The following is a 25,472-nucleotide window of genomic DNA, read 5'->3' on the forward strand; positions in this document are numbered from 1 at the left end:
CGGCCGGCCGGATGCGCAAGCACCGGCCGGCCGCCGCGTTCCGGTTTCCGGGGCCCGGGCTTCGTGCCCGGTCCCAGAGCGGGGTCCCCGCACGAGGTCTCAGCGGGGGATTGTTACGGGTTTCCACCGATCCGCGTCGCTTGCACCCCAGTGTCACACCCAGAGGCTAGGCTCGGTTCAGCGAAACAAGCGTTACCAGCACGACCGATGGAGGAGGCTGACGGATGGCCCGAATAGGCGAAAGCGCCGACCTGCTGAAGTGTTCCTTCTGTGGGAAGAGTCAGAAGCAGGTCCAGCAGTTGATCGCCGGCCCCGGGGTCTACATCTGCGACGAATGCGTCGAGCTGTGCAACGAGATCATCGAAGAGCGCCTGGCCGAGGCCGGCGCCGAAGAAGCGACGGGCGAGTTCGAACTCCCCAAGCCCAAGGAGATCTTCGGATTCCTTGAGGAATACGTCATCGGCCAGGAAGCCGCCAAGCGCGCGCTGGCCGTCGCCGTCTACAACCACTACAAGCGCGTGCGCTCCCGTGCGACGCTCACCGCTGCGGATGCGATCCACGACGACGTGGAGATCGCCAAGTCCAACATCCTCCTGATTGGTCCGACCGGCTGCGGCAAGACCTATCTCGCCCAGACGCTCGCCAAGCGCCTCAACGTTCCGTTCGCCGTCGCGGACGCGACGGCACTCACCGAGGCCGGGTATGTCGGCGAAGACGTCGAGAACATCCTGCTCAAGCTCATCCAGGCCGCGGACTACGACGTCAAGCGTGCCGAGACGGGCATCATCTACATCGACGAGATCGACAAGATCGCCCGCAAGGCGGAGAACCCCTCCATCACGCGCGACGTCTCCGGTGAGGGCGTGCAGCAGGCACTCCTGAAGATCCTGGAAGGGACCGTCGCGTCGGTTCCCCCGCAGGGCGGGCGCAAGCATCCGCACCAGGAATTCATCCAGATCGACACGACGAACGTGCTGTTCATCGTGGCCGGCGCGTTCGCGGGCCTCGACGACATCATCTCCACCCGCGCGGGCAAGAAGGGCATCGGCTTCGGCGCCCCGCTGCACAGCAAGGGTGACGACGTGAACCTCTTCAGCGAGGTCCTCCCGGAAGACCTGCACAAGTTCGGGCTCATCCCCGAATTCATCGGCCGGCTCCCCGTCGTCACGACGGTCACCCAGCTCGACCAGGTCGCCCTGATGCAGATCCTCACCGTGCCGAAGAACGCCCTCGTGCGCCAGTACCAGCGGATGTTCGAGCTCGACGGCGTCGAACTCGACTTCGAACAGCCCGCTCTCGAGGCCATCGCAGACCTCGCCGTGCTGCGCAAGACCGGCGCCCGTGGCCTCCGCGCGATCATGGAAGAGGTCCTCGGGCCGATCATGTTCGAGGTGCCGTCCTCGAGCGAGGTCGCCCGCGTCATCGTGACCAGGGCAGCCGTGCTCGACAACGCCGCACCGACCATCGTGCTGCACAAGGCCGCGCGCCGCGTCGAGAAGTCCGCCTAGGCTCAGACGTCCACCTGACGACGAGGGGTCGCCATGTTCCAGCCTGCCGGTGCGGGCATCGTCGCGGCCATCACCGGGTTCGCGAGCTCCTTCGTCCTCGTGATCGCCGGGCTTCGCGCGGTCGGGGCGAGCGACGCGGAAGCCGCCTCCGGCCTGCTCGCTCTCTGCCTGCTCGTCGGCGTGACGTGCATCGCGCTGCCGTGGTACTTCCGGATGCCGATCTCCTTCGCCTGGTCGACGCCGGGAGCTGCCCTGCTCGTGGCTGCGGGCCAGACCACGAAGGACTTCGGCGCCGCCGCCGGAGCCTTCCTCGTCTGCGGGGTCCTGATTGCGCTCTGCGGACTCTGGCCCGCCCTCGGACGGCTGATCACGAGCATCCCGAAGCCCATTGCGAGTGCGATGCTCGCCGGAATCCTGTTTCCGATCTGTATCGCCCCGGTCACCGCGACCGTGCAGCAGCCCCTCCTCGCCGTCCCCGTCGTGCTGGTCTGGCTCGTGCTCTTCCGGCTCGCCCGGCGCTGGGCCGTCCCTGCCGCGATGCTCGTCGCGATCGTCGGCATCGTGCTCACCGCGGGCACCGGCTGGCTCACCGCTGCGAGTTCGGCACCGCAGCTCGTGTTCGTGCCGCCGGTCTTCGACCCAGTCGTGATCGTGAGCCTCGGCTTGCCGCTCTTCATTGTCACGATGGCCGGCCAGAACGTGCCGGGCTTCGTCGTGCTGTCGACCTTCGGTTACCGTGCGCCGCCGCGTCCGATCCTGGTCGCCTCCGGGCTGGCCACGGCCGCAGGCTCCGTGTTCGGCGCCCACGGGGTGAACCTCGCCGCGATCACCGCGGCCCTGATGGCGAGCCCGGACGCGCACCCCGACCGTTCGAAGCGGTGGATCGCGACCGTCACGAGCGGCGTGACCTATCTTCTGCTCGGGCTCGCGGCGGGGTTCGCCGCGGCGCTGGTCTCGGCGTCCCCGCCGATCCTGATCGAGGCGGTCGCCGGGCTCGCCCTCCTCGGAGCCTTCGTCACGAGCATCACCGGCGCGCTCGAGGACGCCACCCACGTGATCACCGCGGCGGCCACCTTCATCGTGACCGCGTCCGGAGTCGTCATCCTGGGCATCGGCTCGGCCTTCTGGGGCCTCGTCGTGGGGGCCGTGTTCCTGGCCTGGCTGGGCTGGCGCCGGTCAGGCCCGGCTCTTTCCGCCTGAACTCTGGCCGCCCGTCAGTTCAGGCCGCGCCGGTCGAGCAGGGGCTGGATTATCGCATCGCGTCCCCGGAAGTCCCGGTACGCCTCGAGCGGGTCGACACTGCCCCCGCGCGCGAGCAGGCGCTCCCGGAACCGCTCGCCATTCTCCCGGGTCAGGCCGCCGTGCTCCGCGAACCAGGCGCCCGTGTCCGCGTCCTGCACCTCGCTCCAGATATACGAGTAGTAGCCGGCGTCGTAGCCACCCGAGAAGGTGTGCGCGAAATAGGTGCTCGCGTACCGGGTCGGCACCGCGGGGTTGTCCAGTCCGGCCGCCTCGAGACACGCGGCCTCGAAGGCGGCGACATCCTCGACGCCGGTGCCGGCATCCGCTTCGATGCCGTGCCAGGCCTGGTCGAGCAGTGCGGCGGCGAGGTACTCGCTCGTCGCGAAGCCCTCGTTGAAGGTCTCCGATGCGTGGATGCCCGCGACGACCTCCGGGGGCAGCGGCTCGCCGGTTTCCCGGTGGTGGGCATAGTTCGCGAGTACCTCGGGGTCGAAGCGCCACATCTCGTTGACCTGGCTGGGGAATTCTACGAAGTCCCGGTACACGTTCGTCCCGGAGAACTTCGGGTAGGTGACCCGAGCGAACAGCCCGTGCAGGGCGTGGCCGAATTCGTGGAAGAGCGTCGTCACCTCGTCGAGACTGAGCAGCGTGGCCTCCCCGTCGGCCGGCTGCGGCACGTTGAGGTTGTTGCAGACGATCACGGGAGTGCCGAGCAGGTCCGATTGCGAGACGAGGGCGTTCATCCACGCCCCGCCGCGCTTGGAATCCCGGGTGTACACGTCGAGGATGTACAGGCCGACGGGGGAACCGTCCTCCTCGCACACCTCGAACACGCGCGCGTCGGGGTGCCACCCGGCGAGCGAGGGACGTTCGGTGAAGGTTACCCCGTAGAGGCGCTGGGCGGCGTAGAAGACCCCGTCACGCAGCACGCTCTCGAGCTCGAACCACGGGCGCAGGGCGGCGGTGTCGACCTCGTACCGGGCCCGGCGCAGCCGCTCGGAGTAGAACGCCCAGTCCCAGGCGGCGATCTCGAAACCCTCGGCGAGCGTCCCCGCGGCGACGTCGGCGTCGACGAGCGCCTGCAGCTCTGCCTGCTCCGCCCGGGCGTTGCGGGCCGCCGGAACGGCGAGACGGTGCAACAGGTCCCCGACGGCGGCCGGCGTCCTGGCGGTCTCGTCGGCGGTGACCGCCGCCGCGTGGGTCGCGAACCCGAGCAGGCGGGCCCGCTCGGCGCGGAGTCGGGTGATCGACAACACCAGGGCGCGGTTGTCGTGCTCTCCGCCACGGATGCCCCGGGCGCGGGAGGCGGCGAGCAACCGTTCGCGCACGCCCCGGTTGGTGAGCAGCGCGAGGTAGGGGTGGCCGGTGAAGAGCACCAGGGTGATCACGAAACGGCCGGGCAGGCCCCGGTCGGTCGCGACCTGGGCTGCGGCGGAGAGCTGGCCGGCGGAGAGACCGTCGAGCTCCGCGGCGTCGTCGACGACGAGGGCGAGGTCGTTGGTGTCGGCGAGGAGGTTCTTCTCGAACCGGGTGGTGGCGACCGAGAGGCGCGTGTTGAAATCGCGGAGCAGCGCCTTGTCGGCGTCGGACAACCCGGCCCCGGCGAGGGTGAATTGGGTGAAGTGCCGCTCGAGGAGGTACCGGGTCTCCGGGTCGAGCCCGAGGGCATCCGCTCGCGAGTGCACGGCAGCGATGCGCGCGAAGAGCTCGGGGCGCAGCCGGATCGCGTCGGAGTGCGCCGCGAGCAGGGGAGCGAGCTCCTCCTCGAGGGCGATCGTGAACGGGCTCGAATCGGAGGAGCTCCGGTTGAAGAACACCGCGGCGACCCGGTCCAGCAGCTGGCCGCTCCGTTCGAGCGGCAGCAGCGTGTTGTCGACCGACGGCTCGGCGGGGTCGGAACAGATGGCCTCGACCTTGGCGAGTTGCTCGGCCATGCCGGCGAGGAACGCGGGCCGGTAGTGCTCGTCCCGAATGGCGGCATACGGCGGGAGTTGGAACGGGAGCGTGCTCGGCCGGGCGAAGGGGTTGTGCTGGTCCATGCCTCAAACCTAGTTCCGAATTCAGGAGCCGGCCCCCGACCGGGTGCCAGGGCCCGGACCAGTGCAGCGGATGCCGGCCAGTGGCGCCCTCCGGGAGTCCGGCTCCTGAATTCGGTACAGGTCCTAGGCTGTCTGCATGACCGACGAGCCAGCACGCGAGCCAGTACGTCCCCAGCCGGACATCGCGAACCCCGACCGGGTCGAGATCGCCCCGTCCGGCGAGGCGATCCGCGACACCTACACGCACGGGCACCACGAGAGCGTGCTCCGGTCGCACACGTGGCGCACGGTCGTGAATTCGGCCGCGTACCTGATCCCGCACCTCACCCCAGGGCTGCGGGTCCTCGACGTCGGCTGCGGGCCGGGCACGATCACCGTCGACCTCGCCCGTCGGGTCTCTCCGGGCACGGTGACCGGAGTCGACGCCTCCGCTGCGATCGTCGCCCAGGCGGCCGGGCTCGCCGTCGACGAGGGCATGTCCAACGTCGCCTTCCAGGTCGGCGACGTCTACGCCCTCGACTTCGCCGACGACAGCTTCGACCTCGTGCACGCGCACCAGGTGCTGCAGCACCTCGCGAACCCGGTCGCCGCCCTGAAAGAACTCCGCCGCGTGCTGAAGCCCGGGGGCATCCTCGCCGCCCGCGACGTCGACTACGGCGGCGTGGCCTGGTATCCCAAGCTCCCCGGCCTCCAGTCCTGGATGACCGCCTACCGGGCGGTGCACTACTGGAACGGTGGTGATCCAGACGCCGGCCGCGCGCTCAAGGCCTGGGCCAGGCTCGCCGGCTTCGACGCCGTGTCGAGCAGCGCATCCATCTGGTGCTTCGCCACGGATGCCGAACGCGACTGGTGGGGGGAATCCTGGGCCCTGCGCGCGACCGAGTCCGATTTCGCCGCGCACGCAATCGAATCCGGGGCCGCCGACCTTGCCGACCTGCGCGCCATCGCCGCAGCCTGGCGCCAGTGGGCGGGCGACCCCGACGGCTGGTTCGGCATGCCGCACGGCGAGATCATCGCGCTCAAGTAGCGCTGGTCCGTCGAGGGGGACTTCGGAAAAAGTAGACTCGAGCGTGCCCTTCCTCGACCGCCTCCAGCACTGGGCCGCCCTGCGGCCGGACGCGAACGCGGTCACGATCGGTGCGGAGCGGCTCAGCTACGCCGAACTCGTCGACCGGGCGAGCGTCCGCGCCCGCGAACTCGCGGGGGAGTCGTCCGGCGGCCCCACCGTGCTCTGCCGCCCCAACGGCCTGGCCTTCATCGTGGACTTCGTCGCCGCGGTCGCACGCACCGGCACCGTCGCCGTGCTCGACCCGGGCTGGCCGGCCCTCCAGCGTTCGGCCGTCGAGCGGATGCTCCAGGGCGCCGGCCCCTCGACGCCACCCGCCGCCGCGCCCGCAGACCTCCGCGACGGGCCCTCGGACTCGATCTTCCTCTACGGCTTCACCTCGGGCACCACTGCGCTGCCCAAGGCGTTCACGCGCAGCAGGGACTCCTGGCAGCGCGCCTTCGCCACAAGTGCCGCCTGGTTCGAGCTCGGCGCCGACGACAGGGTCCTCGCCCCCGGACCGCTGTCGGCGAGCCTCACTCTCTACGCCCTCGCCGAGACCCTCTCCGCGGGGGCGGCGTTCCACACCCTGGAGCGTGTCGACGTCGGCGATGCCCTCGACGCCGTCGCCCACGCCGGCGTCACCCGCATCGTCGCCGTCCCGACCGTGCTCCGGCTGCTCGGCGAGCGGGGCCTGACATCCGGGGTGGACGCACACGCGCTCACCGGGATCGTCAGCGCGGGTGCCCGGCTCGACGGCGCCACCCTCGCGAGCGTCCGGAACTGGGCGCCCGGTGCGACCGTCTTCGACTACTACGGCGCCGCGGAACTGAGTTTCGTGAGCGCCAGGCGGCTCCGCCCCGGCGAGCACCGGACCGGGTCGCCGACCGCCGTCGGCCGGCCGTTCCCCGGCGTCGAGGTGCGCGTCCTCGACGACGCGGGTCGGGCATCCGCCCCCGGAACCACCGGGACCATCTTCGTGAGAAGCCGCCTCGTCAGCGCGGGCTACGCCTGGGGCGACGACGGCTCCGCGTTCGCCCGGACGGGCGAGTGGTGCACGGTCGGTGACCGGGGCCACCTCGACGTCGCCGGGGAACTGCACGTCGAGGGACGCCTGGCTGACATGATCGTCACCTCGGGCAGCAACGTCTACCCGCAGGAGGTCGAGGTGACCCTTCTCTCCGGCCTCGGCGGCGCCGCGGCACAGGTCGTCGTGACCGGCCTCGCGGATGCCCGGCGCGGCACGCTGCTCGTCGCCGCCGTCGTCGAGGAGAGCGGCCCAGACGCCCCCGCGGTCACCCGTGCCGACCTGAGGACGGCCGCGGCCGACCTCGCCGCCCCGAAACGACCGCGCGGCTACTACCGGATCACCGAGCTGCCCCTCACCGGCGCGGGAAAGCTCAGCCGGCGGCTGCTCGCCGCCTGGATCACCGAAGGAGACCCTCGTGTCCACCGCCTCGACTAAGCGCAGCGCCTCCACTGCCCCCACCATCCCGACTGCCGCCGACCGTGAGCCCGTCATCCTCTGGGGGCGTCGCACGGCCTTCGGCCGACGCGGCGGCGCCCTGTCCCGCGTCACCGCCGACCGGCTGCTCGCCCCCGTGCTCTCCGCGGTCGTCGCCGACCTCGGCCTCGATCCCGTGGGCATCGACGACGTGATCATCGGGAACGCCACGGGTGGCGGCGGCAACCTCGCCCGCCTCGCGCTGCTCGAGGCCGGAGTTCCCCTGAGCGTGCCCGGCCTGACCGTCGACCGGCAGTGCGGGTCCGGGCTGGAGGCGATCGTGCTCGCCTGCCGGCTCGTCGCGGCGGGCGCCGGCAGTCTCTATCTGGCCGGCGGTGTCGAGAGCTGCAGCACCGCGCCGCTCCGCGCACACCGACTGAGTTCTGCTCCGGGGGCGCCGGACTTCTTCGACCGGGTGCGGTTCGCGCCGGATTCTGTCGGCGACCCCGACATGGGCGTGGCCGCCGAGAATGTCGCCGCGCACTTCGGAATCGGCAGGGAGCGCCAGGACGCCTTCGCCGCCCGCAGCCACCGTCTGGCGGTCGCCGCCGCCGACGCGGGCGCATTCGAGCCGGAGATCGTCGGGATCGCCGGGAACGACGCGAGCGGCGCACCCGTCACGAACGACCAGGGCCCGCGCTCGACGCTCGACGCGGCCCTGCTCCGTCGCTTCCCGCCGGCCTTCCGCCCGGGCGGCACCGTCACCGCCGGCAATTCGTGCGCGGACGCCGACGGGGCCGTCGTCGTGGTCGTCACGAGCAGGGCCCGAGCCCGGGAGCTCGTGGCGAGCGGCGCGCTGCAGACCGGGACGGGGGGCACCGGCGTCCTCGCCTTCGTCGACGCCGTCGTTGCCGGAATCGATCCGAACGTGCTCGGCGCCGGCGGCGGGCAGGCGGCCGGGTCCCTGCTCGCGCGCACCGGCATCCCCGCCGCCGACCTCGCCCTCGTCGAGGTCGTCGAGGCCTTCGCGGCCCAGGTGCTCGCCTCCCTCGACGTGATCGACGTGGCGGAGGACCGTGCCAACCGGCAGGGCGGCGCCCTCGCACTGGGGCACCCGTTCGGGGCATCCGGTGCCCTGGTCGTGCTGCGGCTGCTGGCCCAGGCCCGTACCGAAGCGGTCGACGGGGCGCACGCCCTCGCCATGGTCAGCATCGCCGGCGGCCTCGGCCTCGCCGCGCTCTTCCGCTGGGAGGGCACGCCCGTCTCAGCGCCCGTCTAGTCGCCCGTCGGGTGGGCGTGCACTTCCCCTCGGCGGCAGGGCAGGCCAGTATGAACCTGCGGACGCCGGCGACGGGAGGACACATGGGCAGGCTGATCTACTCGGGCATCACGTCGCTCGACGGGTACACCGCGGATGCGGCGGGCGACTTCGACTGGGCGACGCCCGACGACGAAGTGCACGCCTTCATCAACGCCCTCGAACGCAAGATCGGCACCTACCTGTACGGCCGGAGAATGTACGAGACGATGGCGTTCTGGGAGACCGCGCGGGAACTCGTCGATCCGCCGGACGTGGTGCGGGAGTACACCGACATCTGGCAGGCCGCCGAGAAGGTCGTCTACTCGCACAACCTCGCGGCGGCCACGACGATGCGGACGCGCATCGAGCGCTCCTTCGACGCCGCCGAGGTTCGCCGCCTGGTGTCGGAGAGCCGGCTGAGCGTGTCCGTCGGCGGGCCGGGGCTCGCCGCGCACGCGCTCAAGGCGGGCATCGTCGATGAGATCCACCGGTTCGTGACGCCGATCATCGTCGGCGGCGGCACCCGGTTCCTGCCGGAGCACCTGAGGATGCCGCTCGAGCTCAGAGGCGAACGGCGGTTCCGCAACGGAATGGTGTACCTGCGCTATGTGGTGCCGCAGGCCGGATCCGTACCCCCGGTGGCTTAGCCCCTGCCGCCGGGAGCCGGGGTGCCGCCGGGAGCCGAGGACGGAGGGCGGGTCGTGACCCGGCAGAGGCGGCAACGGCTGTTGATCGCGCTGGTCCAGGTCCTGGCCATGTCCGCCTGGTTCTCCGCATCCGCCGTCGTCCCCGCGCTGAGCCTGGACTGGAACATCTCGGCGGTCGACGCGGTCTGGCTGACGGCATCCGTGCAGCTCGGTTTCGTGGTCGGCGCCGTCGTGTCCGCGGTCCTGAACGCGGCGGACCGGATACCGCCCCAGCTGTTGATGGCGGGGTGCGCGCTCGGAACGTCCGGTTGCATCCTCGCCTTCACCGCGACGGCGACGGGCCTCGCGACCGCACTGCTCCCGCGCTTCCTGACCGGTGCGCTCCTGGCCGGCGTGTACCCGGTCGGGATGAAACTCACGGCGTCCTGGGCGCCGCCCCGGGCCAGGGGACGGGCCTTCGGCCTGATGATCGCGGCCCTGACCCTCGGTTCGGCCCTGCCGCACCTCGTCCGTGGCCTGCCGAATCTGGCGTGGCGGGACGTGATGAACGTGTCCGCGGTGCTCGCCGCCGTCGCCGCGGTCGTCGCGGCGCTCCTGATCCGGCCGGGCCCGCACGGCGCGTCCGGCAGCACCCCGATCAACGCCCGGTACGCCGTGGACATGTTCCGGGACCGTCGTTCGCGCCTGGCCAATTTCGGCTACTTCGGCCACATGTGGGAACTCTTCGCCCTCTGGACCTGGCTGCCCGCGTTCGTCCGCGCCGGACGGTCGATGGCGGGCGAGCCCGGTGCGGCCTGGGACACCCTCGTCGTGTTCCTCGTGATGGGGGTCGCCGGTGCGGCGGGTGCGCTGCTGGGCGGGTGGGCGGCCGACCGGTACGGCCGCGGCCCGGCGGCCGCCGGAGCCCTGATCGTCAGCGGCAGCTGTGCCCTCGCGTCGCCCGTGTTCTTCGCGTCGGCACCGGTCACCCTCGTCATCGCGCTGACGGTGTGGGGGGCATCCGTCATCGCCGATTCCGGCGTGTTCTCGACGTCGCTCAGCGAGTCCGCGGATCCGCGCTACGTGGGCACGGCGTTGACGGTTCAGACGGCGATCGGTTTCCTGATCACGGTCATCACGATCCAGGTCGTCCCGGTGCTCGCGGGACTCGTCGGCTGGCAGTTCGCGCTGCTGGTCCTGGTGCCCGGGCCGGTCCTGGGCGCCGCGGCGATGATCCGCCTCGCCCGCTCGGCGAGGACGGACCGGCCGGGCGCGACGAATCCCGCGGTCCCGCGGGATTAGACCCCGCGGAACCGTGGGGACTTAGATCCAGTCCTCGTCGTCCTCGACCTCGATCGACGGCTGCGTGATCGTGGCGCTGTCGTCGACCGGGTTGTAGCGGATCACGGTGCCGTCGTCGAGCTCGATCACGGGCTTGGCCTCCAGCCAGGTCAGTGTCCAGCGCCAGGCATCCGTGCCCTCTTTCGGAGCGACCGTGAGGTCCTCCTCGACCGTGCTGACCGCGAGGAGGACGACCTCGGGCAGCCCGGACGGCGCCGTGCCGCCGAACGGCCAGCGGGTTCCTACCTGCATCGGGCTCAGAGCTCGATCTCGTAGGTGACCCAGTCGGTGCGGGTACCGACGTCGTCGTAGAGGCGCTGGGCGGTCTCGTTGTCCGCTGCGGTGATCCACTGCACCGTGGTGAGCTTGTGCTCGACCGCGTAGCCCTTGGCGAACTCGATCAGCGCACGGCCGACGCCGCCCGTACGGTGCTCCGGCACGACGAACAGGTCGTCGATGAAGAGGCCGCGGGTGGCGCTCAGCGTGTTCGGCACCTCCCGGTAGTGCGCGAAGCCCACGAAGTCACCGTCATCATTGACCGCGACCGCGCCGTTCAGTACGTGGTTCCGATCGATGATCCAGCTCCAGACGCGGAGGGCCTTCTCATCGGTCAGTTCGCTCTTGTAAAACTCGCTGTATCCCTCGAAGAGGCCCAGCCAGGCGAAAAAATCCTTGTCGCCCAATGCTCGTACGTGAATAGCCATCTGGTTCTCCCTAACTCTCCGACACCGTGGCGAGCACGATCTCCGTGACGGCCAATTCGCCGCCTTCTGCAAAAACCAACTCCGAGATCCGGCCGACCGCCTGCAGATCTGCGGCAGCCTGCGCGAGCAGGGCCACCTCTGCAGCCGTACCGCTAATTACAGCAGATGCGACGTCGGTTTTCTGGGACGCTTTTGCATCAGTCTTTCCGCGGCGGATGCCGGTGAGCGCGCGGCTGGACAGCTCGAGCAGTGCGGGGTTCCCGCCTGCACCCGCTGCCAGGTCTGCCGCGACCGGCCAGGAGGCCAGGTGCACGGATCCCTCGTTCGACCAGGACCAGGCCTCTTCGGTCGCGAACGGCACGAACGGGGCGAACAGACGGAGCAGGGTCGACAGCGCGGTGCGGAGCGCCGCGACGGCGGAGGCCTGCCCGGCGCCGGCTTCGCCGTACGCGCGTTCCTTGACGAGCTCGAGGTAGTCGTCGCAGAACGTCCAGAAGAAGCTCTCGGTGACTTCGAGGGCGCGGGCGTGGTCGTAGCCCTCGAAGGCGGTCGTCGCCTGGGCGACGACGCTCGTGAGGCGGGCGAGCATGCTGCGGTCCAGGGGCTCGGTGACCGCGGCATCCGCTGCCCCGTCGAAGCCGAGGATGAACTTCGACGCGTTCAGGATCTTGATCGCGAGGCGACGGCCGATCTTGATCTGGGTCGGGTTCTTGGGGTCGAAGGCCGCGTCGGTGCCGAGGCGCGACGACGCCGCCCAGTAGCGCACGGCATCCGACCCGTGCTGCACGAGCATGTCGGCGGGGGTGACGACGTTGCCCTTGGACTTGGACATCTTCTTGCGGTCGGGGTCGACGATGAAGCCGGACAGGGCCGCGTGCTTCCACGGTGACCGGCCGTCCTCGAGCTCGGCGCGGAGCAGGGTGGAGAACAGCCAGGTGCGGATGATGTCCTGGCCCTGCGGGCGGAGCGAGTACGGGTAGACGAGGTCGAAGAGCTGGGGGTCGCGTTCCCAGCCGCCGGCGAGCTGCGGGGTGAGCGAGGACGTCGCCCAGGTGTCCATCACGTCGACCTCTCCGACGAAACCGTCGGCCTGGCCGCGCTGGGTGCTGTCGTATCCCGGCGCGGTGTCGGACGAGGGGTCGACGGGGAGCTGGTCGCGGGTGGCGACGATCGGCTGGTCGAAGATCGGGTTCGCGTCGGCATCCAGCGGGTACCAGATCGGAAGCGGAACGCCGAAGAAACGCTGACGGGACACGAGCCAGTCGCCGGTGAGGCCGTTGACCCAGTTGTCGTAGCGGACCTTCATGAATTCGGGGTGCCACTGCAGGTCGGCACCGTGCGCGAGCAGGCGGGACCGGAGTGCCTCGTCGCGAGCGCCGTTGCGGATGTACCACTGGCGGGTCGAGACGATCTCGAGGGGCTTGTCGCCCTTTTCGAAGAACTTGACCGGGTGCACGATCGGCTTCGGCTCGCCGATCATGTCGCCGCTCGCCGTGAGGAGCGCGACGACGGCCTGCTTGGCTGAGAACACGGTCTTTCCGGCAAGCTCCGCGTAGGCGGCGATTCCGGCGGCGCTCGTAATGACCTCGGGCGCCTCGGCGATGATGCGGCCGTCGAAGCCCATGATCGCGCGGTTGGGCAGGTCGAGTTCCCGCCACCAGACCACGTCGGTCACGTCGCCGAAGGTGCAGATCATCGCGATGCCGCTGCCCTTGTCCTTCTGGGCGAGGTGGTGGGCGAGGATGGGCACCTCGACGTCGAAGAGCGGCGTGCGCACGGTCGTGCCGAAGAGGTGCTTGTAGCGTTCGTCGTCGGGATGCGCGACGAGGGCGACGCAGGCCGGCAGCAGCTCGGGCCGGGTGGTCTCGATCTCGATCGTGGATCCGTCCGGCTTCCGGAAGGAGACCCGGTGGTACGCGGCCGGCATGTCCTTGTCCTCGAGCTCGGCCTGGGCGACCGCGGTGCGGAAGGTGACGTCCCAGAGGGTCGGGGCCATCGCCTGGTAGGCCTCGCCGCGGGCGACGTTGCCGAGGAAGGCGAGCTGGGAGGAGGCGATCGAGTGCGAACCGATCGTGCGGTAGGTCTGGGTCCAGTCGACGCTCAGGCCGAGGTCGCGCCAGAGCGCTTCGAACTGCTTCTCGTCTTCGAGGGTGAGGCGTTCGCAGAGTTCGATGAAGTTGCGGCGGCTGATCGGCACCTGGTCTGCGGCCTTGGTGCTCTTGCCGTCGCCGCCCTCGAAGGGCGCGGTGAAGTCGGGGGCGTACGGCAGCGACGGGTCGCAGCGCACGCCGTAGTAGTTCTGCACCCGGCGTTCGGTCGGGAGGCCGTTGTCGTCCCAGCCCATCGGGTAGAACACGTCGCGGCCGCGCATCCGCTGGAACCGCGCGACGACGTCGGTGTGCGTGTAGGAGAACACGTGGCCGATGTGCAGCGAGCCGGACGCGGTCGGCGGGGGAGTGTCGATGGAGAAGATGTTCGCCCGGGTCGCGGAGTCGCGGTCGAAGCGGTAGGTGCCCTCGGTGTCCCAGGTGCCGCCCCATTTGTTCTCGAGGCCCTCGAGGGCTGGCTTATCCGGAACGTTCGGGATCGTCATGTTTCTCCGATTCACTGTCTGCGGCACCGTGTCTGCGGTGAGGTGCCTGAATATTGGCCTTACCCAACCTACCCGATGCCCCGTTAACCGGCGATTCGGGGGGTCCCGCCCTGCCACCGGTACGTGGGGTGTGCCGAATTCAGGAGTTGCTGCTGTTGTGCGAGGTCGCACCCCCGGAATTCCGGGCAGCGGCAGGCACCGGGGGTCTGAACTCCTGAATTCGGAACAGGTGGGGTCAGGGGGTGGGCAGGCGCGGCACGGCGTCGAGGAGACGGCGGGTGTACGGATGCGCCGGGTCGGCGAAGACCGGCCCGGTCGCGCCCGATTCGACGACCGATCCTTCCTCGATGACCACGATCCGGTCGCTGACGTGCTGCACGACGCCGAGGTCGTGCGAGATGAACACGAGGCTCAGGCCGAGGTCGCGCTGCAGTTCGTCGAGGAGGTCGAGCACCTGGGCCTGCACGGTCATGTCGAGCGCGGACACCGGTTCGTCGCAGATCAGGATCTGCGGGCGGTTCGCGAGAGCGCGTGCGATGCCGAGTCGCTGCCGTTGGCCGCCGGAGAGCTCGAGCGGTCGCCGGCCGAGCACGGAAGCGGCGAGTCCGACCCGATCGAGGAGTTCAACCGACTGATCAGCGGAGCCGACGACGTCCCGGAGGATGGCGCCGGCGGTGAGCCGGGGGTCGAAGGAGGCGAGCGCATCCTGGTAGACGGCGCCGAGTGCCGCACGCCTGGGGCGTCTGGCGCGCTCGGGGACCCCGCTCCAGGCTTCGCCGAGCACACGGACCTCGCCTGAGTCCGGAGACTCGAGCGCGAGCAGCAGCCGGGCGAGCGTCGTCTTGCCCGAGCCGGACTCGCCGACGATGCCGAGCGTGGTGCCGCGGTCGAGCGTGAAGGAGACGTCGTTCACGGCGAGCAGCCGGCTCCGGTCGGGCATCCGGAAACTCTTGACGAGCCCGGATGCCTCGAGGACGACCCGGCCGGCGGCTGCCGAAACGGACGTTGGGGCGGTCGCCGGAACGGACCCGGAAACGATCGCGGGGAGGACCGAGGGATCGATCTCGGGTTCCGGCCGGTGCGGGCGGTCCTGCGCCGAGAGCCGGGTCCCGCGGGGCCGTCCCGCCGGGACCGCGGCGATCATCCGTTTCGTCTCGGCGTGCTGCGGGTCGGCCAGGAGTGCGCGGGTCGCGCCCGTTTCGACGATCCGGCCGCCGCTCATCACCGCGACCCGGTCGGCGATCCGGCTCACGACGGCGAGGTCGTGGCTGATCAGCACGAGGGCCGTCCCCGCCCGCAGCAGTTCCTCGAACAGGTCGAGGATCCGCGCCTGCACGGTCACGTCGAGAGCCGTCGTCGGCTCGTCCGCGATCAGCAGTGGCGGGCGCAGGGCGATCGCGGCGGCGATCAGCGCGCGTTGCCGCTGGCCGCCGGAGAGCTGCCCGGAACGCTGGCCGGCCCGCAGCTCGCCGTCGGGAAGCCCGACCTCGGCGAGGAGCTCGAGCACCCTCCGTGCCCGGGCGCCTGCCGACAAAGACGTGTGCAGGCGCACGGCGTCGCCGATTTCGCGCCCGATCGGCCGCAGCGGGTCGAGCGAGACGAGCGCGTCCTGCAGCACGAGTCCGACATCGCGGCCTCGCCTGCGCCGCCAGCCTGCCTCGCCGAGACCGAGCACGGATGCCCCGCCGAGGCTCAGCTCGTCGGCGTGCAGCCACGAGCCGGCCCCGGCGAGACCGAGCAGGCTGCGCGCGGTGAGGCTCTTCCCCGAGCCGGATTCGCCGACGATGGCGAGGCATTCCCCGGGAGCGACCTCGAAGGATACGTCGTCGACGAGGGGATTCGTTCCGGGGACGTCGCCGAAACCCACACTCAACCCGCGGACCAGCAGGGCGGGTCCGCGGCCGGGCTTCGCGGCATCCGCTCGGGGGACGGTGCCGGAGAGGGTCCCGGGGTCCGTGCCGGTGGAGCCCGAGCCGGTCGGGATCGGACCGGTCCCGCCTCCGCCGGTCACGCGCGCCCCGCTCATGCGTGCCTCAGTCGTCGTTCGACGGCGCGCCCGAGGACGGTCGCGGAGATCGCGGTGAGCACGACGAAGAGCCCGGGGAAGAAGCTCATCCACACGGCGGTGCTCAGGTAGGTGCGGCCAGCAGAGAGCATCGCGCCCCATTCGCCGGCCGGCGGCTTGGCGCCGAGGCCGAGGTAGCTGAGGGCCGCCGCCCAGATGATGGCCTGGCCGATACCGAGGGTGCCGAGCACGAGAAGCGGCGCGAGGGTGTTGGGCAGGATGTGCCGCAGGAGGATGCGGGGGCGGCTGCGACCGAGAACGGTCGCGGCCTCGACGAAGGCCGAGGAACGCACGGAGACGAGCTGGGCCCGGATGATCCTGGCGTAGCCGGGCGCGGTCGCGAGCCCGACAGCGAGGGTCGCCGTCGCGGGCCCCGGCCCGAAGACCATGATGAACAGCAGGGCGAGCAACAGGCCGGGGAAAGCGAACATGACCTCGAGCAGGCGGTTCACGGTGAAGTCGACGACCGAACCGAGCATGCCGGCCACGGTGCCGAGCACGGCCCCGAGCCCGAGGCCGATCAGGGTCGCCGCCACCCCGATCTGGAGCGAGCTCAAGGTGCCGTGGCTGACCCGGGTGTAGACATCACGCCCGGATTCGTCGGTGCCGAACCAGTGCGCCCACGAGGGGGCCTGGAACGCCGAACGCGGGTCGATCGCGAGCGGGTCTCCCGGCGCCACGAGACCGGGGGCGAGGGCTGCGACGAGCAGGAAGAGCACGAAGACGGCGGCGAGGACCTCGGTGACGCCGATGCGGCCGGTGATCCTTCTGCCGGACCGGCGCCGTGCCGCAGCTCCGGCGAGGCCGGCCTGGATCTCGAGATCGCTCATGCGCTCCGCAGCCTCGGGTCGGCGATCCGCTGGGCGACATCGGTCAGCAGGGTCATCAGGATGTACGCGGCGGCGACGAAGAGCACGACGCCGATCACGACGGGCACGTCCCGCACCGTGACGGCGTTCAGCAGGGTGCGGCCGAGGCCCGGCCTCGCGAAGATCGTCTCGACGACGACGGCCCCGCTGATCAGCGACCCGAACGCCCACCCGGAGAGACTGATCCCCGGCAGGCTCGCGTGGCGCAGCACGTGCACCCGGCGGATGCCCGCCTCGCTTTCCCCGCGTGCCCGCGCGGAGACGACGAACGGAGCCTCGAGCGCCGTCAGCATCGACTCGCGCATGACCTGGCCGAGGAAACCGGCGAGCGGGATGGCGAGGGTGAGCACGGGCAGCACCAGGCCGGCCGGGCCGGGCGTACTCACCGGCGGCAACAGGCCGAGCCAGCTGCTGAACACCACGATGAGTGCGCTCGCGAGCCAGAAGTGCGGCAGGGCCGCGGCACCGATCTCGAGTCCGGAGCCCAGCATCCGCCCCCAGCGCCCCGCACGGGTGGAGAACAGGGCGAGGCCGATCGCGAAGAGCCACGCCAGCAGCAGCGAGAGCACGGCGAGGAGGAGGGTACCGCCGAGTTGCCCGAGCAGGAGCGGCGCGACCGGGACGCGGAGGGCGTATGACCGGCCGAGGTCGCCGGTGGCGAGGCGGCCGAGCTCGGCGAGGTACTGCGTGACGATCGGCTGGTCGAGGCCGTACTGGGCGCGCACCGCAGCGAGCGCCTCCGGCGAGGTCTGCGATCCCGGCCCGCCGAGCACGGCCTCAGCCGGGTCACCGGGGACGAGCCGCATCGCGAAGAACGTCACGGTCGCGACAAGCCAGAGCACGAGAACGGCCCCGCCGATCCGGGCGGCGCCGCGCAGCAGGGCGCGCCGCGGCAGGGCGCGCCGCGGCAGGGCTCGCCGGAGAACGGCCGGCCGCGACGGGTCGGCCGGGTGGGTCGACGTTACCGGTTCAGCCACGCGTCGTAGAACGTGGGCGTCGAGACCGTCGGCATCGCCCGGATACCGGAGACGACGGAGGAGAGCAGGTAGTGGTTCTGCTGGTCGTACAGCGGTAGAACGTAGAAGCCCTCGAGGACACGGTTCTGGGCCTGCGCGTAGAGTGCGGCGCGCCGGGTCGCATCCGCCGTCTGGGAGGCCTCGGTGAGCCAGGCGTCGACCTCCGGGTCATTCACCTGGGCGTGGTTGGCGAAGTACCCGCTCGGCGCGGGCACGATGCCGGCCGAGTCGAAGAGGGTACGGAGCACGTCGGGGCCGACCTTCGTGTACGGCGCGCTCACCGCGTCGTAGGCGTTCGAGCCGAGGGCGGTGTACCAGGCCGACAGGTCGAGCGGCGAGAGCACGACGTCGAAGCCCACGGTCTTCGCGGTCGCCTGCACCTGCTCGAACAGGGACTGCTCCGCCGGGATCGACTGGTTGGTGCTCACCGGGAACACGACGGACAGGCGCACGCCGTCCTTCGTGCGGTACCCCGCTGAGTCCCGGCCGGTCCAGCCTGCCGAGTCGAGCAGGGTGCCGGCCGCCGTCGGGTCGTAGCCGAACAGGTCCGGCCGGGACACCCCGAGCGGCTCGATGCTCGAGAGCGCGGAGAACGACCGGGTCGCCGTGCCCTGGAACAGGCTCGAGACGGCGGAGTCGACGTCGGAGGCGCGGATGAACGCCTCGCGCACGAGCGGGTCGTTGAACGGGGCCCGGCTGGAGTTGAGCTCGATCCGGTTCGACGCACCCGGCCGGGGCGCGTCGAGGTGGCGGATGCTGCCGCTCTTCTCCGCCTGCACGATCGTGTCCGGCTGGGCGTTGTCGATCGCGTCGACGGCTCCCGACTGCAGGGCGGCGTAGCGGGACGCGGAGTCGGGGATGAACCGCCAGACGATCGAGTCGAGGTAGGCGGGCCCGGAGTGCGCGGCATCGGCCGGAGGGGAGCTGTACGCGTCGTTCCTGACGAGCGTGATCGCATCCTGCTTGACCCAGGAGGCGACCTCGAACGGGCCGGTGCCGACCGGGGCGGCGCAATTCTCGTCCTGGCTGCGGGCGAGGGCCTTCGGAGACTCCATTGCGAGCCACGGCTGGCTGAGCGACTCGAGAAGGGCGCTGTCGGGTTCGCTCAGGGTCAGGCGCACGACGGTGGGGGACACGACGGTGGTCGACACCACCTTCCGCACGGCGAGGTACCCGGTCGACGAGCCCGTCTTCGGGTCCTGGACGTGCGCGAGATTCGCCTGCACGGCCGCCGCGTCGAAGGGGGTCCCGTCGGTGAAGGTCACCGTGTCGCGCAGGGTGAAGTCCCAGGCGAGGCCATCGGCGCTCTGCGTCCAGCTCGATGCGAGCCACGGGATGATCGTGCCCGCGCTGTCGCGGGAGACGAGCGATTCGAGGAACTGCGTGCCGACGAGGGCCTGCGGGTAGTTGCCGCCGACGTGCGGGTCGAGGCACGTCGGCTCGGCGTCTCCCGAGGCATAGGTGAGCGTGCCGCCGGAGACCGGAGCGGTGTTCTCCGCGGCCGGTGGCGACGCGGAACACCCGGTCAGGATCAGGGCGATGGCGCCAAGGGCGGAGACGACGGCGAGCGCACGCGGCGCGCGGGAGTGGTGAACCAGAGGGGGCATGGGGGGAAGGAATCTCTCTCGGCGTGGCGGGGCCGTACCGGGTCCCATCGTAAAACATCACGGTCCGGCCCGAAATTCCCGCACCCGGTGCTCCGACGGGATAGAATTACCCTCGCATGACAGTGATCCGGCCATCACCGGTGAGTCTTCGGAAGAACGGGAATCGTCGCAAGGCGGGCCCCTGGTAGAACCGAACGGGTCGGGCCCGTCACAGCCTCTGAACAAGCGGTCGTCACAGCACTAAGACGGCAAGCGAGGTGGTACCGCGTCGAATCTTCCCGGAGCCGGCGTCCTCGTGGAACAGGGCCTGTCGGCCCCTTTTGTCCAGGAGATGCACGTGTACCCCAAAGCCCCGCCCGTCCCGGCAGCAGACGCCCAGCCCGCAGCGCACGATCAGGCCGCGCTCGCCGCAGCCGCTCCCCTCGTTCCCTCGCCGAACTTCCCGGCGATCGAGACCGAGGTGCTCGAATACTGGAAGGCCGACGGCACCTTCCAGGCGTCGATCGACAACCGGGCGGATGCCGAGGAATGGGTCTTCTACGACGGCCCGCCCTTCGCAAACGGCGTGCCGCACTACGGCCACCTGCTCACCGGCTACGCGAAGGACCTGTTCCCGCGCTTCCAGACCATGCGCGGCAAGCTCGTGCACCGCCGCTTCGGCTGGGACACCCACGGGCTCCCCGCAGAGCTCGAAGCCGAACGGCAGCTCGGCATCACCGACAAGGCCGACATCGAGAAGCTCGGTATCGCGGCCTTCAACAAGGTCGCCCGCGACTCCGTGCTCAAGTACACCGACGACTGGCAGCGTTACGTCAACCGCCAGGCCCGCTGGGTCGACTTCGAGAACGACTACAAGACCCTCGACATCACCTTCATGGAATCCGTGATCTGGGCGTTCAAGACCCTGCACGACAAAGGCCTCGCCTACGAGGGCTACCGGGTGCTGCCGTACTGCTGGCGCGACCAGACGCCGCTCTCCAACCACGAGCTCGGCATGGACGCCGACGTCTACAAGATGCGCCAGGACCAGACCGTCACCGTGACGTTCCCGCTCGTCGGCACGAAGGCCGAAGCCCTCGGCCTCACCGCCGTGCGCGCCCTCGCCTGGACGACGACCCCCTGGACCCTGCCGACCAACCTCGCCCTCGCCGTCGGCCCGGACATCGTCTACGCCGTCGTCCCGGCCGGCCCGAACGGCACCCCGGACGCGACCGTGCTCCGCGAGGAGGCCGCCTCCGGCAGCGACGCCGCCCGCGTGGACGTCTCCGTCCTCGGCGCCGAGTACCTGATCGCGATCGACCTCGTCGGCAACTACGCCAAGGACCTCGGCTACGACACGCCCGCGGAGGCCTCCGCTGCCGTGTCCCGTACGGTCACGGGGCGCGAACTCGAGGGCGTCGCCTACGACCGCCTCTTCGACTACTACGCCGACGCATCCGTCTGGAACACCCAGAAGGCGTGGACGATCCTGCTCGCCGACTACGTCACGACCGCGGACGGAACCGGCATCGTGCACCAGGCGCCCGCATACGGCGAGGAAGACCAGAAGGCCTGCGAGGCCGCCGGCATCCCCGTGATCATCTCCCTCGACGAGGGCGGCAAGTTCCTCGCCGACGTGCCGGAGGTCGCCGGCCTGCTCTGGTCGGACGCGAACAAGCCGCTCACCCAGATGCTCAAGGCGGAAGGCCGGCTGCTGCGCCAGGCCAGCTACGAGCACTCCTACCCGCACTGCTGGCGCTGCCGCAACCCGCTGATCTACAAGGCAGTGTCGAGCTGGTTCGTGCGCGTCACCGAGTTCCGCGACCGCATGGTCGAACTCAACCAGGACGTCACCTGGGTGCCGGAGAACGTCAAGGACGGCCAGTTCGGCAAGTGGATCGGCAACGCCCGCGACTGGTCGATCAGCCGCAACCGGTACTGGGGATCACCGATCCCGGTCTGGAAGAGCGACGACCCGAACTACCCCCGCACGGATGTCTACGGCTCGCTCGACGAGCTCGAGGCCGACTTCGGGGTGCGCCCGACCGACCTGCACCGCCCGTACATCGACGAGCTCACCCGGCCGAACCCCGACGACCCGACAGGTAAGTCCACGATGCGCCGGATCACCGACGTGCTCGACGTCTGGTTCGACTCCGGGTCGATGCCCTTCGCGGCCGTGCACTACCCCTTCGAGAACCGCGACTGGTTCGACACCCACAACCCGGCGGACTTCATCGTCGAGTACATCGGCCAGACCCGCGGCTGGTTCTACCTGCTGCACGTGCTCTCGACCGCCCTCTTCGACCGGCCGGCATTCACCAACGTCGTGAGCCACGGCATCGTGCTCGGCAACGACGGCCAGAAGATGTCCAAATCGCTGCGCAACTACCCCGACGTCTTCGAGGTCTTCGACCGCGACGGAAGCGACGCGATGCGCTGGTTCCTGATGAGCTCGTCCGTGCTGCGCGGCGGCAACCTCATCGTCACGGAGGAGGGCATCCGTGAGGCCACCCGCCAGGTGATGCTGCCGCTCTGGAGCACCTGGTACTTCTTCTCGCTCTACGCGAACGCGTCGGGGGAGAACGGCTACGACGCCGTCTGGCGCACCGACTCGACCGACGTGCTCGACCGGTACCTGCTCGCGAAGACCCGCGACCTCATCGTCGACGTCACGAGCGACCTCGAGGCGCTCGACTCGACCCAGGCGACCGCCCGGCTTCGCGACTTCGCCGACGTGCTGACCAACTGGTACGTACGGCGCTCGCGTGACCGGTTCTGGACCGGCGCGGTCGCAGGCGGCACCGCGACGGAAGCCTTCGACACCCTGTACACCGTGCTCGAGACCGTGTGCCGGGTCGCCGCCCCGCTTCTCCCGCTCGTCACCGAGCGGATCTGGCAGGGACTGACCGCCGGCCGCAGCGTGCACCTGACGGACTGGCCGGACGCCGACCTCTTCCCGTCGGACCACGGCCTCGTCACCGCGATGGACCAGGTCCGCACGATCAGCTCCACCGTGCTCTCGCTGCGCAAGCAGGCCGGCCTGCGCGTGCGGCTGCCGCTCGCGCAGCTCACCGTCGTCACGAGCGGAACGGCGGCACTCGCCCCCTTCGAGGCGATCCTGCGCGACGAACTCAACGTGAAGAGCGTGAGCCTCGTCGAGCTCGCCGAGGACAGCGCTGCGGACTACGGCATCACCTCCCGGCTCACCGTCAACGCCCGTGCCGCAGGGCCCCGGATCGGCAAGCAGGTCCAGGTCGCGATCAAGGCCGCGCGCAGCGGAGACTGGAGCGAGACGGACGGCGTCGTGACCGCCGGCGGCATCGCGCTCGAGGCCGGCGAATACGAACTCGTGCTCGAGGCCGGCACAGGAGCGGGGAACACCGACGCGGCATCCGCGGGAGTCACGGAGACCGGACCCGCCCTCGCCCTGCTGCAGGGCGGCGGCTTCGTGCTGCTCGACACCGTGACCACGCCGGAGCTCGAGGCAGAGGGCTTCGCCCGCGACCTGATCCGCGCCGTCCAGGACACCCGCAAGTCGGCCGGATTCTTCGTGGCCGACCGGATCCGCCTCGACCTGGTCTTCTTCGACCAGGCCGACCTCGACACCCTGCGCCTCGCGCCGGGCGTCGACGTGGCCGCGGAAACGCTCACCGTGCGCTTCGCCGCGCACGCCCCGACCGAGGTCGACCCGGCCATCCTCACGGGCGCCGTGCCCTCAGAATGGCTCGAACTGCTCGCCGGCGCGCCCGTCGAGCACTACGTGCGTTTCGAGGCCGGCCGCTACGCCAACCGCGGGCCGGTGCTCGTCGCCGTCGCCCGAGAGAACGGAATCGTGAATGTCTGATTCGATGGACCAGAACCTGCCGGAAGACAACGAGTACCGCGACGCCGGCGAGGCCGTCTTCGCCGCCCTGCTCGACCGGGTCGGCGAAGCCGCCCCGCGCCCCCGCCTCGGCCCGACCCGTCGGGTCGTCGAACTCCTCGGCGACCCGCAGACCACGTACCCGGTGATCCACATCACCGGCACCAACGGCAAGACCAGCACGAGCCGGATCACCGAGAGCATCCTGCGCGCATACGGACTGCGCACCGGCATGATGACGAGCCCGCACCTGGTGCGCCTCAACGAACGGATCGTGATCGACGGGGAACCGATCAGCGACCGGGACCTCGCCGCGAACTGGGAGGACATCCAGCCGTACCTCGCGATCGTCGACGCCGAACTCGGTGCCAAGGACGAAGAGCCGCTCACCTTCTTCGAGGCGCTCACCGTGCTCGCCTTCGCCTGTTTCGCCGACGCACCCGTCGACGTCGCCGTGATCGAGGTCGGCATGGGCGGAGAGTGGGACTCCACCAACGTCGCAGACGGCCTCGTCGCCGTCGTCACCCCGGTCGCGCTCGACCACACCAAACGGCTCGGCGGCACGGTCGCGGAGATCGCCCGGACCAAGGCCGGGATCATCAAGCCCGCGGCATCCGTGGTCAGCGCCCGGCAGGCCGAGACCGTGCAGGCCGAGCTGGAACGCGCCGTCGAACTGACCGACTCGACCCTCGCGAGCGAGGGGGAGGAGTTCGCCCTGCTCGACAGCCAGGTCGGCGTCGGCGGGCAGCTCATCACGGTCCGCGGCCTCGCGGCGACGTACACTGACCTGTTCCTGCCGATGTACGGCACCCACCAGGCCCACAACGCGGCCGTCGCGATCGCCGCCGTCGAGTCCTTCCTCGGCGCGGGCACCCGTCCGCTCGACCACGACATCCTCACGGAGGGGCTCGCGACCGCGACCTCGCCCGGCCGGCTGCAGCTCGTCGGCGTCGAACCGACCGTGCTCGTGGATGCCGCACACAACCCGCACGGGGCCGGCGCCCTGGCCGAGGCCCTCGGCACCTACTTCCACTTCGATGAGGTCGTCGCCGTGATCGGAATCCTCGCCGACAAGGACGCCGCGGGCATCGTCGCGGCGCTCGCCCCCGTCGTCACCCGGTTCCACGTCACCCAGTCCCAGTCCGACCGGGCCATCCCCGTCGACGACCTCGCCGACATCGTCGTAGCCGGAACGAACGAGGATGCCGTCAGCCGCTTCGACGATGTCGCAGACGCCCTCGACGCCGCCAGGACCTGGGCCGCGGACGCCCCGCGCCGCGGAGTGATCGTCACCGGTTCGATCACCCTCGTCGGGGAGGCACTGTCCCTCGCGGCCGCCCGCGAATGGCTCAAGAAGTGACAGACGCCCCGCGCGGGCGGCGACCGCGGTCGGTGCGCGAGTCGCTCGCCTCGATCGTGCTCGGCTTCGAGACGATCATCGTGTTCCTCGCGGCGCTGCTGCTCTTCGGGCTCGGCTCGCTGCCGGCCTGGCTCGCCCTCGGCGGGGGAGCGCTGCTCTGCCTCGTGATGGTCGCGACGATCGGCCTGCTCCGCTACAACTGGTCGTACGCGATCGGCTGGCTCGTCCAGGCCGTCATCGTCCTGACCGGGTTCGTCAACCCGGCCATGTTCATCGTCGGCGCACTGTTCACCGCCATGTGGGCATACTGCATGGTCACCGGCTCGAGATTAGACAACAACAAGGAGAATTCATGAGCACCCCGGTCCAAGAAACCCTCGTCCTGGTGAAGCCAGACGGCGTCGCCCGCAACCTCTCCGGAGAGATCCTGCGACGCATCGAGCAGAAGGGGTACTCCCTCGTCGACATCAAACTCGTCCAGGCCGACCGTTCCCTGCTCGCCGAGCACTACGCCGAGCACGCGGGCAAGCCGTTCTTCGAGCCCCTCGTCGAGTTCATGGAGAGCGGGCCGATCCTCGCCATCCGCATCGCGGGCGAACGCGTCATCGAGGGCTTCCGTTCCCTCGCCGGCACGACGGATCCCACGACCGCGGCGCCGGGCACGATCCGCGGAGACCTCGGCCGCGACTGGGGCTCCAAGGTCCAGCAGAACCTCGTGCACGGCTCGGACTCGCCCGAGTCCGCCGCCCGCGAACTGGCCCTCTGGTTCGACTAGCACCTGCCGCACTGCCGAGTGTCGCCGTTCCCGCCGAGAGTAGTCGGCGGAACGGCGACACTCGACGGTTAAGGCGACAGTCGGCATCCGTTCG

At 70.4% G+C, this 25,472-nt stretch carries 19 protein-coding genes; 11 read left to right on the plus strand and 8 right to left on the minus strand.

Going from position 1 to position 25,472, the window contains the following annotated elements; all coding sequences use genetic code 11:
* The first annotated feature begins 224 nt into the window (after positions 1–224).
* Positions 225–1,508: an ATP-dependent Clp protease ATP-binding subunit ClpX gene (gene clpX / locus MQH31_RS06395; RefSeq protein ID WP_134532154.1), complete on the plus strand. Its 1,284-nt coding sequence runs from the start codon at positions 225–227 to the stop codon at positions 1,506–1,508.
* A 33-nt stretch (positions 1,509–1,541) separates the two neighbouring features.
* Complete coding sequence (locus MQH31_RS06400) at positions 1,542–2,708, plus strand: benzoate/H(+) symporter BenE family transporter (protein ID WP_243011354.1); 1,167 nt, start codon at positions 1,542–1,544, stop codon at positions 2,706–2,708.
* A gap of 14 nt (positions 2,709–2,722) precedes the next feature.
* On the opposite strand, the gene MQH31_RS06405 is transcribed toward MQH31_RS06400, so the two are convergent.
* The gene (locus tag MQH31_RS06405) at positions 2,723–4,789 is read right to left on the minus strand and encodes a M3 family metallopeptidase (protein ID WP_243011355.1); all 2,067 of its coding nucleotides are present in this window, start codon (positions 4,787–4,789) and stop codon (positions 2,723–2,725) included.
* Between the two features lie 136 nt (positions 4,790–4,925).
* Between MQH31_RS06405 and MQH31_RS06410 the strand changes: the two genes are divergently transcribed.
* The 5 genes from MQH31_RS06410 to MQH31_RS06430 all read left to right on the plus strand — a co-directional run bounded on the left by MQH31_RS06410 (position 4,926) and on the right by MQH31_RS06430 (position 10,506).
* Positions 4,926–5,816 (plus strand): methyltransferase domain-containing protein, encoded by an 891-nt coding sequence (locus tag MQH31_RS06410; protein ID WP_243011356.1) that lies wholly within the window; start codon positions 4,926–4,928, stop codon positions 5,814–5,816.
* Between the two features lie 43 nt (positions 5,817–5,859).
* Positions 5,860–7,299, plus strand: coding sequence for a class I adenylate-forming enzyme family protein (locus MQH31_RS06415; RefSeq protein ID WP_243011357.1), 1,440 nt, complete (start codon positions 5,860–5,862; stop codon positions 7,297–7,299).
* On the plus strand, positions 7,280–8,557 hold the full coding sequence (locus MQH31_RS06420; protein ID WP_243011358.1) for a thiolase family protein: 1,278 nt from the start codon (positions 7,280–7,282) through the stop codon (positions 8,555–8,557). The genes MQH31_RS06415 and MQH31_RS06420 overlap by 20 nt, the downstream gene beginning before the upstream one ends.
* 83 nt (positions 8,558–8,640) lie before the next feature.
* Complete coding sequence (locus MQH31_RS06425; RefSeq protein ID WP_243011359.1) at positions 8,641–9,225, plus strand: dihydrofolate reductase family protein; 585 nt, start codon at positions 8,641–8,643, stop codon at positions 9,223–9,225.
* 54 nt (positions 9,226–9,279) lie between these two features.
* Positions 9,280–10,506 carry an MFS transporter gene (locus MQH31_RS06430; RefSeq protein ID WP_243011360.1) on the plus strand — a complete coding sequence of 409 codons (1,227 nt, stop codon included), beginning with the start codon at positions 9,280–9,282 and terminating at the stop codon, positions 10,504–10,506.
* Positions 10,507–10,527: 21 nt separating this feature from the next.
* On the opposite strand, the gene MQH31_RS06435 is transcribed toward MQH31_RS06430, so the two are convergent.
* The 7 genes from MQH31_RS06435 to MQH31_RS06465 form a co-directional block, all read right to left on the minus strand.
* Positions 10,528–10,797, minus strand: a complete 270-nt coding sequence (locus tag MQH31_RS06435; protein WP_134532144.1) for a hypothetical protein — start codon at positions 10,795–10,797, stop codon at positions 10,528–10,530.
* A gap of 5 nt (positions 10,798–10,802) precedes the next feature.
* A complete protein-coding gene (locus tag MQH31_RS06440; protein ID WP_134532142.1) occupies positions 10,803–11,249 on the minus strand; it encodes a GNAT family N-acetyltransferase in 447 nt (148 codons plus the stop codon).
* Positions 11,250–11,259: 10 nt separating this feature from the next.
* The gene (gene valS / locus MQH31_RS06445; RefSeq protein WP_243011361.1) at positions 11,260–13,842 is read right to left on the minus strand and encodes a valine--tRNA ligase; all 2,583 of its coding nucleotides are present in this window, start codon (positions 13,840–13,842) and stop codon (positions 11,260–11,262) included.
* A gap of 235 nt (positions 13,843–14,077) precedes the next feature.
* The gene (locus MQH31_RS06450) at positions 14,078–15,868 is read right to left on the minus strand and encodes a dipeptide ABC transporter ATP-binding protein (protein WP_243011362.1); all 1,791 of its coding nucleotides are present in this window, start codon (positions 15,866–15,868) and stop codon (positions 14,078–14,080) included.
* Positions 15,865–16,737 carry an ABC transporter permease gene (locus MQH31_RS06455; RefSeq protein WP_243011363.1) on the minus strand — a complete coding sequence of 291 codons (873 nt, stop codon included), beginning with the start codon at positions 16,735–16,737 and terminating at the stop codon, positions 15,865–15,867. Before MQH31_RS06455 ends, MQH31_RS06450 begins: the two co-directional genes overlap by 4 nt.
* Positions 16,734–17,687 carry an ABC transporter permease gene (locus tag MQH31_RS06460; protein ID WP_243011688.1) on the minus strand — a complete coding sequence of 318 codons (954 nt, stop codon included), beginning with the start codon at positions 17,685–17,687 and terminating at the stop codon, positions 16,734–16,736. The genes MQH31_RS06455 and MQH31_RS06460 overlap by 4 nt, the downstream gene beginning before the upstream one ends.
* A 50-nt stretch (positions 17,688–17,737) precedes the next feature.
* The gene (locus tag MQH31_RS06465) at positions 17,738–19,399 is read right to left on the minus strand and encodes an ABC transporter substrate-binding protein (protein WP_243011364.1); all 1,662 of its coding nucleotides are present in this window, start codon (positions 19,397–19,399) and stop codon (positions 17,738–17,740) included.
* 331 nt (positions 19,400–19,730) lie between these two features.
* Here MQH31_RS06465 and ileS point away from each other — a divergent pair, with 331 nt between their 5' ends.
* The 4 genes from ileS to ndk are packed head-to-tail and all read left to right on the plus strand — an operon-like array spanning position 19,731 to position 25,378.
* Positions 19,731–23,225: an isoleucine--tRNA ligase gene (ileS, locus tag MQH31_RS06470; protein WP_279238338.1), complete on the plus strand. Its 3,495-nt coding sequence runs from the start codon at positions 19,731–19,733 to the stop codon at positions 23,223–23,225.
* Positions 23,218–24,603, plus strand: a complete 1,386-nt coding sequence (locus MQH31_RS06475) for a bifunctional folylpolyglutamate synthase/dihydrofolate synthase (protein WP_243011365.1) — start codon at positions 23,218–23,220, stop codon at positions 24,601–24,603. Before ileS ends, MQH31_RS06475 begins: the two co-directional genes overlap by 8 nt.
* On the plus strand, positions 24,600–24,959 hold the full coding sequence (locus MQH31_RS06480; protein ID WP_241975965.1) for a DUF4233 domain-containing protein: 360 nt from the start codon (positions 24,600–24,602) through the stop codon (positions 24,957–24,959). The genes MQH31_RS06475 and MQH31_RS06480 overlap by 4 nt, the downstream gene beginning before the upstream one ends.
* Positions 24,956–25,378 carry a nucleoside-diphosphate kinase gene (gene ndk / locus MQH31_RS06485; protein ID WP_134532129.1) on the plus strand — a complete coding sequence of 141 codons (423 nt, stop codon included), beginning with the start codon at positions 24,956–24,958 and terminating at the stop codon, positions 25,376–25,378. Before MQH31_RS06480 ends, ndk begins: the two co-directional genes overlap by 4 nt.
* The last annotated feature ends 94 nt before the right edge of the window (positions 25,379–25,472 follow it).

Source organism: Cryobacterium zhongshanensis (genome assembly GCF_022760445.1).
In the GTDB taxonomy this organism is placed as follows: domain Bacteria; phylum Actinomycetota; class Actinomycetes; order Actinomycetales; family Microbacteriaceae; genus Cryobacterium; species Cryobacterium algoricola.

Coding starts and splice junctions, on each gene's coding strand:
- MQH31_RS06400 (WP_243011354.1), top strand. CDS start 1,542: ATGTTCCAGCCTGCCGGTGCGGGCATCGTCGCGGCCATCACCGGGTTC.
- valS (WP_243011361.1), bottom strand. CDS start 13,842: ATGACGATCCCGAACGTTCCGGATAAGCCAGCCCTCGAGGGCCTCGAG.
- MQH31_RS06405 (WP_243011355.1), bottom strand. CDS start 4,789: ATGGACCAGCACAACCCCTTCGCCCGGCCGAGCACGCTCCCGTTCCAA.
- MQH31_RS06425 (WP_243011359.1), top strand. CDS start 8,641: ATGGGCAGGCTGATCTACTCGGGCATCACGTCGCTCGACGGGTACACC.
- MQH31_RS06450 (WP_243011362.1), bottom strand. CDS start 15,868: ATGAGCGGGGCGCGCGTGACCGGCGGAGGCGGGACCGGTCCGATCCCG.
- MQH31_RS06455 (WP_243011363.1), bottom strand. CDS start 16,737: ATGAGCGATCTCGAGATCCAGGCCGGCCTCGCCGGAGCTGCGGCACGG.
- MQH31_RS06435 (WP_134532144.1), bottom strand. CDS start 10,797: ATGCAGGTAGGAACCCGCTGGCCGTTCGGCGGCACGGCGCCGTCCGGG.
- MQH31_RS06440 (WP_134532142.1), bottom strand. CDS start 11,249: ATGGCTATTCACGTACGAGCATTGGGCGACAAGGATTTTTTCGCCTGG.
- MQH31_RS06475 (WP_243011365.1), top strand. CDS start 23,218: ATGTCTGATTCGATGGACCAGAACCTGCCGGAAGACAACGAGTACCGC.
- ndk (WP_134532129.1), top strand. CDS start 24,956: ATGAGCACCCCGGTCCAAGAAACCCTCGTCCTGGTGAAGCCAGACGGC.
- clpX (WP_134532154.1), top strand. CDS start 225: ATGGCCCGAATAGGCGAAAGCGCCGACCTGCTGAAGTGTTCCTTCTGT.
- MQH31_RS06410 (WP_243011356.1), top strand. CDS start 4,926: ATGACCGACGAGCCAGCACGCGAGCCAGTACGTCCCCAGCCGGACATC.
- MQH31_RS06465 (WP_243011364.1), bottom strand. CDS start 19,399: ATGCCCCCTCTGGTTCACCACTCCCGCGCGCCGCGTGCGCTCGCCGTC.
- ileS (WP_279238338.1), top strand. CDS start 19,731: ATGCACGTGTACCCCAAAGCCCCGCCCGTCCCGGCAGCAGACGCCCAG.